This is a genomic window from Streptococcus sp. 5905 (assembly GCF_013276505.1).
Taxonomy (GTDB): domain Bacteria; phylum Bacillota; class Bacilli; order Lactobacillales; family Streptococcaceae; genus Streptococcus.
In genome coordinates this window covers 15,950-30,753 of the sequence record NZ_VMLC01000005.1, presented here as the reverse complement: position 1 = coordinate 30,753, position 14,804 = coordinate 15,950, and the positions used below count along the sequence as shown (strand labels likewise).

Here is a 14,804-nt window from a genome sequence, read left to right as displayed (position 1 = left end):
TCGTATTTGGCGACTTCGTCGCGTTATTCTTATATCTTTACTTAATAGCCTTACTTCCGATATCTGTTCGGTAAAAGAGGCCTTCTGTTTTTTGTTGGGAGAGTTCTTGGTAGATGGTTTCTTGGGCTTCTTTGACGGTGTCTGCTGTGGTAACTAGCATGTAGACACGTCCACCGTTTGATATCAGTGCTCTGCTATTTTCCGCAAACTTAGCCCCTGCATAGTAGGTGATGATGTCGCCTTCGGTCTTGGCTGGAAGCTTGACACCCTTTTCATAATCTAGCGGGTAACCGTTTGATGCGACAACCACACCCAGAGTCACGCCCTTGTCCGTCCAAGTAATGCTCGGCTCCTTGCCATCGAGGATATCTGTGATATTTTGAGCAAAATCAGATGTCAGACGAGGCAGGATAATCTGAGTTTCAGGATCTCCAAAACGAGCGTTAAACTCTATAACCTTAGGTCCGTCAGCAGTCAAAATAAGCCCCGCGTAGAGGACACCAAGATACGGACGACCTTCTTTAATCATCCCTTCAAGAACTGGTTTGACAATGGTCTCGACCGCTGTGTCAACCACGCTCTGTGGCAAGTGAGGAACTGGCGCATAGGCACCCATGCCACCAGTGTTAGGCCCCTTGTCGCCATCGTAGGCACGTTTGTGATCCTGAGCCGTTGGCATGATGTAGAACTTGTCTCCATTGACAAAGGCAAAGAGAGAGAACTCTTCCCCGTCAAGGAATTCCTCAATAACCACACGCGCACCAGAATCACCGAATTTATTGTCTAAGAGCATCTCATGAGCGGCTTCAACCGCTTGCTCAACCGTTTCAGCAACGACGACACCTTTCCCAAGAGCCAATCCATCCGCCTTGACGACGATTGGAGCGCCTTTCTCCTCGATATAGGCCTTGGCCTCCTCGAAATCTGAAAAAGTGCCATAGGCTGCTGTCGGAACACCATATTTGACCATGATTTCCTTTGCGAAATCCTTGGACCACTCCAGCTCGGCTGCAGCCCTAGTCGGACCAAAAGCCTTGAGGCCTGCTGCATTGAAATCATCCACTATTCCAGCGGCAAGAGCATCATCCGGCCCAATGAAGGTCCAAGCGATATCGTTGACCTTTGCAAATTCAATTAACTTAGAATGTTCGGAAATAGAGATATTTACTAACTCCAGCCCATCCAGAGTCATCCCGTCATTTCCTGGAGCTACAAAGACCTTTTCAACATCTTTTGATTCAAGCAACTTCTTAGCAATCGCATGTTCACGACCACCCGAACCGACAACCAACAGCTTCATCTTTCAACCTCTTTTGCGAATTATTTACTAATATTATATCACAAACGTTCGTTTTAATCTCGTTCCGCTCCGTTTTTTAAGCAAAAAAAGGAAAGAAACTGTTCTCCTCCCTTTTGTCTTCTTAATGTCTAAAATGTCTCACGCCTGTGAAGACCATAGTCAAGCCATATTTGTCCGCTGCTTCGATGGATTCTTGGTCACGGACAGAGCCACCCGGCTGGATGATAGCCTTAATTCCTGCTTTAGCGATTTCTTCCACGTTATCGGCGAATGGGAAGAAGGCATCGGAAGCAAGAACAGCTCCGTCAAGGCGGTCTTTAGCTTGGTCAATGGCGATGCGAACAGAAGCCACTCGGTTGGTTTGACCTGGGCCAACACCAAGTGTCATGTGGTCGTTGGTTATGATGATCCCGTTTGATTTGACGTACTTAATTGCTTTCCAAGCGAACTCAAGGGCTGTCGCTTCTGTCTCAGTTGGTTGGCGTTTGGTCACCACTTGCCAGTCAGCTGGGCTTTCCTTGACCACGTCTTGGTTTTGCACCAGAAGTCCACCGACCACACCTGTGTATTCCTCTTCCACTTCACTAGCCTCTTGAGCGTCAAATGGCAAGGCAAGGATACGCAAGTTTTTCTTTTTGTTGGTCAAAATGGCTAGCGCTTCATCCGTATAGCTTGGTGCGATGATGATTTCGAGGAAAACGCCGTGCATCTTCTCAGCTGTCGCAGCATCCACCTCACGGTTAAGGACGACAATGCCACCAAAGATAGACACTGGGTCAGACTCATATGCGTAGTCCCAAGCAGTTTCGATGTCATCAGCTTGACCGATACCGCACGGGTTCATGTGTTTGAGAGCTACAACGGTTGGACGGTCTTTGAAGTCACGGATAATACGAATGGCAGCATCAGCGTCACGAATGTTATTGAAGGACAATTCTTTACCGTTGAGCTGTTTGGCTGATGCAATTGAGTAGTCTGTCGGCAAAGCTTTTTGGTAGAAGTCCGCATCCTGCTGAGGATTTTCCCCATAACGCATTGGTTGCTTCAGGTCATAGGTCAAAGTGAGCTTTTCAGGTTTTTCTTCACCCACTTGAGCTGTGAAGTATTCTGCAATCAAGGCATCATAAGCTGCTGTGTGACGGAAAACCTTGGCTGCCAAACGTTGACGAGTTTCATAAGTCGTTTCACCATTTGCTGCCAATTCGTCAAGCACCACTGCATAGTCAGCAGGGTCTACCACAACCGTTACGCTGGCGTGGTTTTTAGCTGCTGAACGAAGCATAGACGGACCACCGATATCGATGTTTTCGACTGCATCAGCGTACGTCACATCTGGTTTGAGAATCGTTTCCTTGAAAGGATAGAGATTGACCACTACAAGATCAATGAGCTCGATTTGATTGTCTTTGGCCGCTTCCAGGTGACTATCCAAGTCACGACGAGCGAGGAGACCACCGTGGATATTTGGGTGAAGGGTCTTGACACGACCGTCCATCATTTCTGGGAAGCCCGTCACATCATCGATCGCAATGGTCTCCACCCCAGCATTATCAAGGGCAACCTTGGTCCCACCTGTCGAGATAATCTCCCAACCGAGTTTTTTAAGTTCTTGGGCAAATTCAACAATGCCCGCTTTGTCTGAGACGCTGATTAAGGCTTTTTTCGTCATTCTATTCCTCTTTCTTTAGATCCAAGCGCATAGCGACTTCGTTATTTTCTTCTATAAATCCTGTTTCCTGAAAACCCAGACTAGTCAACAGGTGCTTCATTTTTTCATTTCCAACCACATAATCTGCGGTAATATGACTGCAAGCTCTATCCATCTGGGCCTCTTTGATTAGAACTTCCAAGGCTTTTCGACCATAACCTCTTCCTTGGTACTGCTGACCAATCATTATCCGCCAGATAAAGTATTCCGCTTCATCCTTGTCTATTTCTAGCAGGAGAAAGCCAACCACTTGCTTATCCCAATAGATTGCCATCGGAAACACATCTTCGTTTTTCCGGTAGAGCCATGCATCAGCTAAAGAGCGCACATTTGGAGCTACGAAACGTGCTCGTTCATCAGCTTCTGATATTTTCAAATCCAGCACTGCCTGAAAACTGCTCTCATCTACCAATTTCAGTTCAATCATTTTTTCTCCTAGCAAGATTGCGCAATCAAAACTTGATTTACTTCTTACCTTCTCTCCACTCCCAAGCTATCCAGCACCTCTGGATACAACTTGTACTCAGCCTCATGAATACGAGCTTCGAAGCTTTCGATAGTATCATCATCTAGCCGTGGCACACGGACCTGCTTGATAATCTTTCCAGTATCTACACCTGAATCCACCCAGTGAATGGTCACGCCACTCTCAGTAACCCCAGCATCCCAAGCATCCTCAATCCCATGAGCTCCTGGAAATTCGGGCAGGTAGGCTGGATGGATATTGATAATACGCCCCTCGTAGGCTCCAAGTAAGGTTGGCCCAACGATTTTCATGTAGCCGGCGAGGCAAACCAAGTCAATCTGGTGTTCTTCCAAGAGTTCGACAAGGGCTGCTTCGTAGTCTGCCTTGTTCTCAAACTCCTTGAGTTCAAAAGCATAGGACAAAACATCGAGCTTATCTGCACGCTCGAGCACATAGGCGTCACGATGGTCTGAAAAGACAAACTCCACCGGAAATTCTTCGGCAATCACCTGAAAATTCGACCCATTACCAGAGGCAAAAACCGCTATTTTTTTCATTTGATAATGACACTTTCGTTTTCTTTCTTGACGATGCGACCAATTTCATAGACTGGTTCATCCAGCAATTCCTTGACACGAGCTACATTTTCAGGGCTAACTGCCAACATGAGTCCCACACCCATATTGAAGATTTCAAACATTTCCTCATGCTTGATTTCACCGTATTTTTCAAGAGCCTTGAAAATCGGAAGCACTGGGACCTTGTCTTCTTCAATTTCCGCAGCTAGGTCATCCGCAAACATACGAGGGACATTCTCGATAAAGCCACCACCAGTGATATGGGCAATACCGTTGACCAACTCTTCTTTGATGAGCGGTAAGACAGCCTTGACATAGATACGAGTCGGCTCAAGCAGGACTTCCTTGAGTTTCTTGCCTTCCAATTCTGGCAAGACTTCCTCACCTGTATAGTCGGCAAAGACACGACGAACAAGTGAGTAACCATTTGAGTGAATCCCACTTGAAGCAAGCCCGAGAAGAACATCGCCTTCTGCCACCTTTGAGCCGTCAATGATTTGAGATTTTTCAGCCACACCAACTGCAAAACCAGCCAAGTCGTAGTCATCTTCGCCATACATACCAGGCATTTCAGCCGTTTCCCCACCGATGAGGGCAGCGCCTGCCTGCACACAACCTTCTGCCACACCAGCGACGACTTGTTCTAGCTTGGCTGGTTCATTCTTCCCTGTCGCCACATAGTCGAGGAAGTAAAGAGGCTCCGCACCTGCAGCAATAATATCGTTGACACACATAGCCACACAGTCCTGCCCGATGGTATCGTGCTTGTCGTACTTGATAGCCAGCATGAGCTTGGTTCCGACACCGTCAGTCCCTGAGATCAAGACCGGCTCTTTGACACCTGTCTTTGAAAGGTCAAACATGCCACCGAAACCACCAAGAGCTCCCATGACACCCGCACGCTCCGTGCGAGCCACATGTTTTTTTATTCGTTCAACTACTTCATAACCCGCTTCAACATCCACACCAGACTGCGCATAAGCATTTTTATTCGTCATTTTGTTCATTCCTTTCCTTTAATGGAAAATCGTTATCCGCCTATTTGTAAAAACTGGTCTTTTCTTCCAAACTTCTACGATATTCTTCCTCATAGTCGTAGAGAGGAGTTGGGTAGTCGCCGTCAAAGTAAGCGACACAGAGACCACCGTTCGGAGCATCTGTTTCAATACCAATCGAATCAATCAAACCTTCAACAGAAAGATAGGTCAGGCTATCCGCACCAATGATTTGGCGAGTTTCTTCGACCGTATGATTGGCAGCAATCAGCTCCTGACGAGTCTGGATATCAATCCCGTAGAAACATGGATAAGCTAGCGCAGGACTTCCAATAGCAACGTGAACCTCAGAAGCACCCGCTTCTTTCAAAAGCTGAACGATACGGCGAGAGGTTGTCCCACGAACAATGGAATCATCAATCATGACCACACGTTTGCCTTTGACAACACCCGAAACGGCAGACAGTTTCATCCGTACCCCTTGCTCCCGCAATTCTTGAGTCGGTTGGATAAAGGTTCGTTGCGTGTATTGGTTTTTAATCAGCCCCATTTCATTTGGCAGACCAGACTCTTCCGCAAATCCCATGGCTGCGCTGAGTGATGAATTTGGCACACCGACCACTATATCCGCTTCATGCTTAAATTCACGCGCCAATTGAGCTCCCATACGTTTGCGAGCTGTATGGACATTGACACCGTGGATATTGGAATCGGGGCGAGCAAAATAGATATACTCCATAGAGCAAATCGCCAACTGTGTATCATCTGTATAGCTATCATACTGGATGCCCTTATCATCAATGATCACAATCTCTCCAGGCTTCAAATCTCGAATCCACTCAGCACCAATAACTTCAAAAGCACAGGTTTCGGAGGAAACCACTACCGCTCCGTTGGTCATTTTCCCAATCGAAAGCGGACGGAAGCCATTAGGGTCAAGCGCCGCAATCAACTTGTCCTCAAAAAGCAAGATATAAGCAAAGCCACCTTTGACAAGACTGAGCGCTTCCTTGATTTTGCCCATCAAACTAGGATTGTGACTACGACGAATCAAATGAGCTAAGATTTCTGAATCAGAGGTTGAGCTGAAAATAGCACCTCTTTGTTCCAATTCTTTCTTGAGCGATTCGGCATTGGTCAGATTTCCATTGTGAGCCAGCCCAAACTGCATATCATGAAAGCGAAAGAGGAAGGGCTGAATGTTATCCACAGAAGCTTCGCCAGCAGTCGCATAACGCACATGCCCAATCGCGCTCGTTCCAGTTAGTTTATCCAAATTAGCTGGATTTCTGAACACTTCTGATAAAAGCCCCATATCACGATGACGCTTCAATTGTCCTTGATCATTGGAGAGGATTCCTGCCCCCTCCTGACCACGGTGCTGAAGACTATGGAGACCAAAATAGGTCAATTTAGCAGCATCTGGATACCCCCAGATACCGAAAACACCACATTCTTCATTAAGAGATTTTACTTCGTATGTCATTTTTTATACCTTTTATTTCCCCGTGAAATAACGCACAGCTGACGCGAACAGGTGCTGGTCTTTATTTCCTGGGATATTTTGGAAAAGACCGTCTTCATAACGTTCTGAGTGTCCCATTTTACCGATGATTTGACCATTCTTGCTGGTAATTCCTTCGATGGCATTTACCGAACCATTCGGATTGTACTTAGAATCCATACTTGGTTTGCCTTCAAAGTCAACGTATTGGCTGAAAATTTGTCCATTGTCACGGAGCTCTGCAAATTCCTCAGCTGTCACGACAAACTTCCCTTCACCGTGCGAAACAGGAATAGCGTGGATATCGCCCACTTGCACACCAGCCAACCATGGCGAGTTGGTATTGGCAATCCGAGTTTCCACCATCTTAGCCACGTGTTGGTTGGCATCATTGTAGAAAAGGGTTGGGCTAGTGCTGCTTGCATCCTCGAAGTTTCCGTATGGAAGAAGACCTGATTTGACCAAGGCCTGGAACCCATTACAGATACCGATAATCAAGCCACCACGAGCGATAAAGCCATCAATGGCTGCACGCACTTTTTCATTGAGCAAGATATTGACAATAAACTTAGCTGATCCATCCGGTTCATCCGCAGCTGAGAATCCACCTGCAAAGAAGAGAATGTTTGCCTTGCCGATATTGTCAACCATGGTTTCAACTGACTTGACAATGGCTTCTCCATTCAAGGTCACGAATGGCACCAAGTTGACTTCTGCACCTTCTTTTTCAAAGGCCTTGGCTGAGTCATATTCCGAGTTGGTACCTGGGAAGACTGGGATGTAAACCACAGGTTTTTCAATAGTTCCCTTGGCTTTGATGACTGCCTTAGAAGCGACAGCTGGCACTTCGTCCAATTCTTTAGCTTGGGCAAATTCTGTTGGATAAACTTCTTCCAGTTTACCTTGGAAGGCACTGTCAAGTTTCTGTCCATCTAGCTTCACACCGTTGACAAGGAGTGTAAAGTTTGCTTTTGTTTGACCGATTTTCTCTACTCCAGTGATTTCTTCAGGAGATGTAAAGACAAATCCGCCTAATTGAGCTGTCAAGGCTGTTTCAAGTTCAGGCAAGGTCACCTCTGCACCGATATGATTTCCAAAGGTAGCAAGTGCCAAGCTTTCAAGGACACCTCCGTATTTAACAGCTGATGCAGATGTTACTTTGTGGCCAGCTTGGATGGCTTCAAATTGAGCAAAGTTGCGCTTAATCAAGTCAAAATCAATCTCTGCAGAGAGGGCTTGGCCTGGGATGTAGTAGATGTTTTCACCAGCAGTCTTGAACTCAGGAGAGAGCACCTTGCGGCTATCTGCTGTCGTCACCCCAAAAGCAACCAAGGTTGGTGGTACGGTTAATTCTTCAAAGGTACCAGACATAGAGTCCTTACCACCGATAGATGGCAAGCCAAGTTGGATTTGTGCTTCAATAGAACCTAGGAGAGCTGCTACCGGCTGACCAAAACGCTCTGCCTGCTTGTCCATGCGCTCAAAGTACTCTTGGTAAGAGAAGCGAGCCTTGGACCAGTTTGCACCAGCAGCCACTAAACGAGCAGTTGCTTCGATAACCGCATAAGCCGCACCGTGGTATGGAGACCATTCTGCCACATATGGATTGAATCCTTGGGCCATGACAGACGCAGTGTGAGTCACCCCGTGCTGAACTGGCAATTTCTGAACAGATGCTTCAGTTGGTGTGAGTTGGTAGCGACCACCAAGTGGGTGATTGACCGTTGAACGACCGACCGAACAGTCAAAGATGGTTTGCAATCCTTTTTGACTCGCATGGTTGAGATCAGACAGAACCGCAAGAGTATCTGCTTCAAGTGTGTTAGTACTTGTTGTGCGCTCTTCTGGAAGGTTGACATCTTTGTCCACAACCTTGGCATCAACGACTACGCGCACACCGTTTGTATCAAGGAAACGACGTTCCAAGTCGACAATCGTTTCACCATTCCAGTGCATGACTAGATTTGGTTTTTCAGTCACTGTTGCCACAACAACAGCGTCAATATTTTCTTTATTACATTCCGCAACGAAGGCATCTACGTCTTCAGGACGCACCACAACTGCCATCCGTTCTTGTGATTCAGAAATGGCAATTTCTGTACCGTTCAAACCTTGGTATTTAAGAGGAACCTTATTAAGGTCGATTTCAAGACCGTCTGCCAATTCACCGATGGCCACACAGACACCACCTGCACCAAAGTCGTTGGACTTCTTGATAAGACGAGTGACATCGCCATTACGGAAAAGACGTTGAATCTTGCGTTCTTCGATGGCATTCCCTTTTTGAACCTCAGCACCAGCAGTCTCCACAGACTCAACTGTTTGAACCTTAGAAGACCCTGTCGCACCACCGACACCATCACGGCCGGTCTTGCCTCCAAGGAGGATAATCACATCGCCCGCTTCCGGTTTTTCACGGACAACGTTACCCTTAGGAGCGGCGCCAACAACAGCACCAAGCTCCATGCGTTTAGCTACAAAGCCTAGGTGGAAGTATTCACGAACGTAAGTCGTTGCCAGACCAATCTGGTTCCCGTATGAAGAATACCCATGAGCCGCTGTTTTAGAAATGACTTGTTGTGGCAATTTACCAGCACGCGTTTCCGAAATCGGAGCCGTAATATCACCCGCACCAGAGATACGCATGGCTTGGTAAACGTAAGATCGGCCTGACAACGGGTCACGAATGGCGCCACCAATACAAGTAGCCGCGCCACCAAATGGCTCAATTTCCGTTGGGTGGTTGTGGGTTTCGTTTTTGAACATAAGAAGCCATGGCTCTTTCACACCATTAACGTCCACTTCGATTTCAACCGAGCAGGCATTGATTTCGTCTGACACTTCCATGTCGTCCAAACGCCCATTAGCACGCTCATAACGACCGAAAATAGTCGCCATATCCATTAAGGTTTGTGGTTTCTCCGAACGCCCCAACTCATCACGCATGGCAATATACTTGTCATAAGTCGCTTGCAATTGCTTTTGGAATTTAGAAGCTGAGAAATCAATCTGTTTCAACTCTGTCTCAAAAGTCGTGTGACGGCAGTGGTCGGACCAATAAGTGTCCAAAACCTTAAGCTCTGTTTCCGTTGGCACGCGCCCGATTGACTTGAAGTAGTCTTGGATAAAGAGCAAATCGTCCACTTCCATGGCCATCCCTTGCTCTGCCTTGTAGCGAGCAAAGTCTTCTGCTGTATAGCTTTCAAAGAAAGTCAATTTAGGAATGGTCTTGTCTGACTCTGAGAATTCCTGCTTGGCAATCCCTGTCGTGATGTCCTTGAAACGAGAATCAACTGGATTGAGCAAGTAGTTCTTGACCGCTTCCAACTCAGTCGCATCAATATCTTTATTAACCAAGTAAAGTTGGGCTGTGTTGACCGTCACGTCACTCGAACTTCCCAGCAAAAGCAAGGCTTCCTGTGAAGAAGCTGCACGTTGGTCAAACTGCCCTGGCAGGCTTTCAATGGCAAAGAAAGCATAGTTAGCAAGATCCTCTTGCACGGCCGCTTCGTCCAATACATGGTCGGTCACCTGCTCAGAGAAGATGTGTTTCTCTGCAGGCGCAAACAAGTCCTCAGCCAAATCAAAGACATCATAAACTTGCACAATGCGAATACTTTTCAAAGTTGAAAGTCCCAAGTTATGCTGGAGTTCCCTTACCAAACTCTCTGACTTGACCTGAAAATCAGCCTTTTTCTCAACAAAAATACGTTTATCCATCAATTCTTATTCCTTTATTTCAGCTCTTGCAATATTCCTAAATGACCTTTAGGTGTTATTTCAATTCCTGCAACTTTTCCCAGACAACTTCGTAAACATCGGTTAGTTCTCCCAATCCCCTACGGAAAACATCCTTGTCCATGTGGTTGCCATCTGCGTCCCACAAGCGGCAATTATCTGGTGAAAATTCGTCTGCCAAGATGATCTTACCATCCTTGTCAAAACCGAACTCTAGCTTAAAGTCAATCAATTTGAGACCAATCTCAGCAAACCAAACGTTCAAAAGTTTATTGATACGACGGGTTTCTTCCTTCAAGTAAGCAATCTGCTGGTCATCTGCAATCTTTAGGAATTTCACATGCTCATCATTGATAAACGGATCATCCAAATCATCATTTTTATAGTAAAATTCAACGATCGGAGTCTCAAATGCGATGCCCTCATCAACGCCAAAACGTTTTGAAAAGGAACCAGCCGTGTAGTTGCGAAGCACAACCTCCAAAGGAATGATCTCAACTTTTTTATTGAGTTGTTCCGTGTCTGAAAGTTTCTCCACAAAGTGAGTCGCTACACCAGCCGCATTTAATTTCTCAAAAATAAAAGATGAAATCTGATTATTTAACACTCCCTTGCCCACAATCTGCTCCTTCTTGACACCGTTGAAAGCAGTCGCCTGGTCTTTGTAAGTCGAAATAATGAGATTTTCATCCTCAGTTGTATAGATATCCTTGGCTTTTCCCGAATAGATCAGTTTTTTTGACATTTTAAAGTTCGCCTTTCGTATTTCTTTACTTCATTCTACTACAAAATAACGGAAATAGCAAGAATTTGCGAACGACGTCGGAGTTAGCTCTTTTTAATATTAAGAAAAACTGTAAAATCAAAACATTTTACAGTTTTAAAAGTATAATATTGCGTTAAAGACAAACATTATTCTCTATTCAAAAATTGATCCCAATAATAGCGCAAATAACTCTTCTTTCCTGTGATTAGTGTCAAACGTCCTTCTGAACCGTAGCGAAGTTTTTCTGCCTGTTCAGGAGTCAGACTGGTCTCCGCCTCTATTTTAAAGAAATTTCCCTTTTCAGTCTTGGTAGCTGTCGCATCAATATTCGTAATCGCAGAAACAAGAACGAGCTCTTTGTTGGCATCCTTGGTTGTGGTAAAGCGAACAGAATCACCTACTTTGAGCCTTGCAACATCTTTTGAACTGAGATAAGCCGTGAGTTTAGTTTTGCCTTCTTTTTCCAAGGATGGATAGAGTTGGGCTAGCAAGGTCCCCTCTGCAACCATTGTAGAATCACTGGTTTCAGGATTAAGGTGAAGCACCCCATCCTCACTTGCTGTAATTTTCCCCTTGTCCAGCAGACCTCCTTGGACTTTCTTACCCGACTCTGCTTCTAAAATTTTCTGATCCAAAAGGGTTAATTCCTGGCCGACTTTGACTAGGTGCTGAGACTTGAGGGATTCAAGTTGACTATCCAGTCCCGTTGCGTAGGCTTGTTGAGCCCCAGATCCCGCATACTGCACACGATAAGTAGCTAAACTAGACTCTAGCTGGGTGATTTGTGCATCCACCTGTGCAATAACTTGCAATTTAGCTTGCGGATCTTCTTCACCTTGGTTTTTATAGGTCTGATAAAATGAGTAGGCTGCATTTTGACTATCCAGTTGAGCTCCTGTTTCAATCGCTGACTTAGCTGTTTTGTAATCTCGAATTTTATCCTGTGTTTGGCTGATAAGATTGCCAATCTCGGCCTGGCTCTGACTTGCTACCGCATTTTGAGAGGAGATGCTGGCATTTTGCTGAGAAACATTACTCCTAAGACTACTAGCTTGGCTGAGATAGTCTCGAAACATCTCCTGATAACCAAACTTATCCGCCTCTGGAAATTGATCACTCCCCTCTTTCAAACTGGATTGCAAATACCCTAACTGTTTTTTTTGATCCTTTAACATCTCCAGCTGACTGGCGTATGCTTCAGCTTGAACAGCCTCTGCCCCTTGCTGGTACTGAACAAGGAGATCACCCTGCTTGACTAGTTTGTTTTCTTCTAGATAATTGGCCACGATGCGTTGATTGCTAGTCGATTGGATATTGGCAATGATCCGACTAGGTTCGACAGTCGCTCTGGTAGACAAACTAATCTCCTTCTCTGCAAAGACTGCAAATCCCAGTAGAAACACGAGTAGAAGAAACATGGGTAAAATCACTCGACTGGAAAAATTATGATAACGACGATGGTAAAACTCCGCACTTTCTAAAAATTCTGGTTGCATCTTCTCCTCTTTCTAGCTATTCACCAAATGGGCGTAAAAGCCACCTCGAGCAAGCAAATCTACATGGTTTCCTTCTTCGATAATCTTGCCCTGATCCAAGACAAGAACCTTCTCTGTCCGCTCAGCAATGGTCAAGCGGTGGGCAATGAAAATCAAGGTCTTGTCTAAATCCATGAGATTATCCACAATCCGCTTCTCCGTCAAGATATCCAGACTGCTGGTCGCCTCGTCCAATATCAAAACAGGTGCATCCGTTAAAAGAGCACGCGCCAGAGCGATTCGCTGCCGTTGCCCACCAGAAATCCCAGCCCCATCCGAAGTCAATTCTGTCTGGTAATTCAGTGGCATCCGCTCGATATCCTCCCGAATTTCTGCCAATTCAACAGCCCGTAAGATATCCTCCTGTGTCGTCCCCTCCTTGGCTCCAAGGAGAAGATTTTCCAAAATCGTTCCGTTAAAGACATAGGGCTGTTGAGGCAGGTAGTTGATATACTGGCGCAGGGCCTTTTTATCAATCTGATTGAGATTGACACCACCCAGACTAATCTCTCCCTGACTTGGATCGTAAAAATTAACCATCATCTTGGCCAAGGTGGTCTTGCCTGACCCTGAAATCCCCACAAAAGCCACCTTAGAACCTTGCGGGATAGTCAAATTGATATCCGACAAGACGTCACGACCATAGCCATACTTATAGTGGACTTGTTTAAAGGTCATATCCCCTTTCATCATGCTCAAATCTTCGACTGTTTTCTTCTCCTCAAACTCCGAAGCTACTAGATAAACCTCATTTAAGCGATTATTGGCAACCTGCGCTGTCTGAAGTTTGGTTTGCAGGTTGATGATATTTTCCAAAGGATTGGTAAAGTAAACAAGCAAAGTATTATAGGTAATCAGCTGGCCCAAACTCATTTTTCCATCCATGACGAGAACTGCTCCCATCCAGAGAACGGCAACATTGAGCAGGAGCTGGGCAACTTTTTTCAGAGCCTTTTGCTGGCTTTCTGCCCGACTATAGGTAAAGGATTTTTTCAGATAAGCTACAAATTCCTTGTCAATCTTTTGATAGCGTGAACTTTCACTAGTCAAAGATTTAATGGTCTCAATACCGTTGATGTCCTCGATGATAGAAGAAGACAGAACCGCATTGGCTTCCATAGTGTCCCGATTCATCTTTTCAAAAGGTTTCATAAAGGCAAAGATAATCACTGTATAGATGGGAAGGGCAAGCAGACTAATGAAAAAGAGTGTCATATTTTGTGAAAACAAGACAAGCGAAATAATCAAAATCGTCGACACATCCAAAAAGATAGATAAAATGGTCGACGCTAGCGCGTCAATGATACTGTTAGCATCCGTGAAACGAGACACGATTTCCCCTGTCCTGCGTGTCGCAAAAAAGGACATTGGCAGGTGAAAAACATGCTTGATGTAGGACAAAATCACATCAATTGACAGACGTTGCCCCAAAACAAGTAAGAGATACTCCTGCGCGTAGGACAAGATCTGCTGGAGGATATAGACGATGACCAGCCCAATAGAGATGATGCCCAGTGTCGAACGCATCTGGTCTGGCACATAGGTATCAATGATAGACTGAAGATAATAAGAACCCACAATGTTAATCAGGGTTACCAAGAGTGTCGCTAGGACGATATTGGTAATTAAGCCATGCTGTTTGAGTAAGATTGGCAAGAAAGATAGGAGCCCCTGTTTTTTCTCCTTATGGGGTTTATAGTCTGGAGATGGCGCCATAAAGAGACTGATCCCTGTCCACTCTTGCGCAAATCGCTCACGAGAAATCTTAGTCAGCTTGACACCAGGATCTGGATCAGCGATATGAATGGTCTTCTTATCCTGACCTGTCACCACATAGTAGTGGAGCAATTTCCCTTCCTTGAGCACATGGGCTACAAAAGGAAAGGTCAAATCTGGCAAGTCAAAGAGCGTCATATCCGCCTTGATAGCCCGCGTTTCAAAACCAAGCTCCTCTGCCACCTTTACAAGACCCAAAGCAGTCGTCCCATCCATGGTCGTTTTGGCTAACTCTCGTAGATGAGCCAAGGAGTAATAACTACCGTAGTAGCCAAATACCATAGCCAAGGAAGCCACGCCGCAATCCATCTGATCCACCTGAGGGCGATAGTGTCTTTTCCCAAATTTCATATCTATCTCCTTTTTTCTAACAATCTCTTAAAAACTTTGTAAGATTATTTTAACCAAACGAAGAAGAAATAAGGGAATTATTTCTGA

The 14,804-nt window shown here is 45.5% G+C and carries 10 protein-coding genes; all 10 read right to left on the bottom strand.

From position 1 onward, the window contains the following. Positions 1-37 precede the first annotated feature (37 nt). The 10 genes from purD to comA all read right to left on the bottom strand — a co-directional run bounded on the left by purD (position 38) and on the right by comA (position 14,717). The gene (purD, locus tag HT680_RS07920) at positions 38-1,300 is read right to left on the bottom strand and encodes a phosphoribosylamine--glycine ligase (protein ID WP_173259512.1); all 1,263 of its coding nucleotides are present in this window, start codon (positions 1,298-1,300) and stop codon (positions 38-40) included. A gap of 121 nt (positions 1,301-1,421) precedes the next feature. Continuing rightward, complete coding sequence (purH, locus tag HT680_RS07915) at positions 1,422-2,969, bottom strand: bifunctional phosphoribosylaminoimidazolecarboxamide formyltransferase/IMP cyclohydrolase (RefSeq protein WP_173259510.1); 1,548 nt, start codon at positions 2,967-2,969, stop codon at positions 1,422-1,424. Between the two features lies 1 nt (position 2,970). Next, positions 2,971-3,435 carry a GNAT family N-acetyltransferase gene (locus HT680_RS07910; RefSeq protein ID WP_000571268.1) on the bottom strand — a complete coding sequence of 155 codons (465 nt, stop codon included), beginning with the start codon at positions 3,433-3,435 and terminating at the stop codon, positions 2,971-2,973. 44 nt (positions 3,436-3,479) lie between these two features. After that, on the bottom strand, positions 3,480-4,031 hold the full coding sequence (purN, locus tag HT680_RS07905) for a phosphoribosylglycinamide formyltransferase (protein ID WP_173259508.1): 552 nt from the start codon (positions 4,029-4,031) through the stop codon (positions 3,480-3,482). Next, positions 4,028-5,050, bottom strand: coding sequence for a phosphoribosylformylglycinamidine cyclo-ligase (gene purM, locus HT680_RS07900; RefSeq protein WP_173259506.1), 1,023 nt, complete (start codon positions 5,048-5,050; stop codon positions 4,028-4,030). Before purM ends, purN begins: the two co-directional genes overlap by 4 nt. 40 nt (positions 5,051-5,090) lie before the next feature. After that, on the bottom strand, positions 5,091-6,533 hold the full coding sequence (gene purF / locus HT680_RS07895) for an amidophosphoribosyltransferase (protein ID WP_173259504.1): 1,443 nt from the start codon (positions 6,531-6,533) through the stop codon (positions 5,091-5,093). Between the two features lie 12 nt (positions 6,534-6,545). Continuing rightward, a complete protein-coding gene (locus HT680_RS07890) occupies positions 6,546-10,271 on the bottom strand; it encodes a phosphoribosylformylglycinamidine synthase (RefSeq protein ID WP_173259502.1) in 3,726 nt (1,241 codons plus the stop codon). 55 nt (positions 10,272-10,326) lie between these two features. Further along, positions 10,327-11,034 carry a phosphoribosylaminoimidazolesuccinocarboxamide synthase gene (gene purC, locus HT680_RS07885; RefSeq protein WP_173259500.1) on the bottom strand — a complete coding sequence of 236 codons (708 nt, stop codon included), beginning with the start codon at positions 11,032-11,034 and terminating at the stop codon, positions 10,327-10,329. A gap of 167 nt (positions 11,035-11,201) precedes the next feature. Then, on the bottom strand, positions 11,202-12,551 hold the full coding sequence (comB, locus tag HT680_RS07880) for a competence pheromone export protein ComB (RefSeq protein ID WP_173259498.1): 1,350 nt from the start codon (positions 12,549-12,551) through the stop codon (positions 11,202-11,204). A 12-nt stretch (positions 12,552-12,563) separates the two neighbouring features. Next, complete coding sequence (gene comA, locus HT680_RS07875) at positions 12,564-14,717, bottom strand: peptide cleavage/export ABC transporter ComA (RefSeq protein ID WP_173259496.1); 2,154 nt, start codon at positions 14,715-14,717, stop codon at positions 12,564-12,566. Positions 14,718-14,804: the final 87 nt, after the last annotated feature.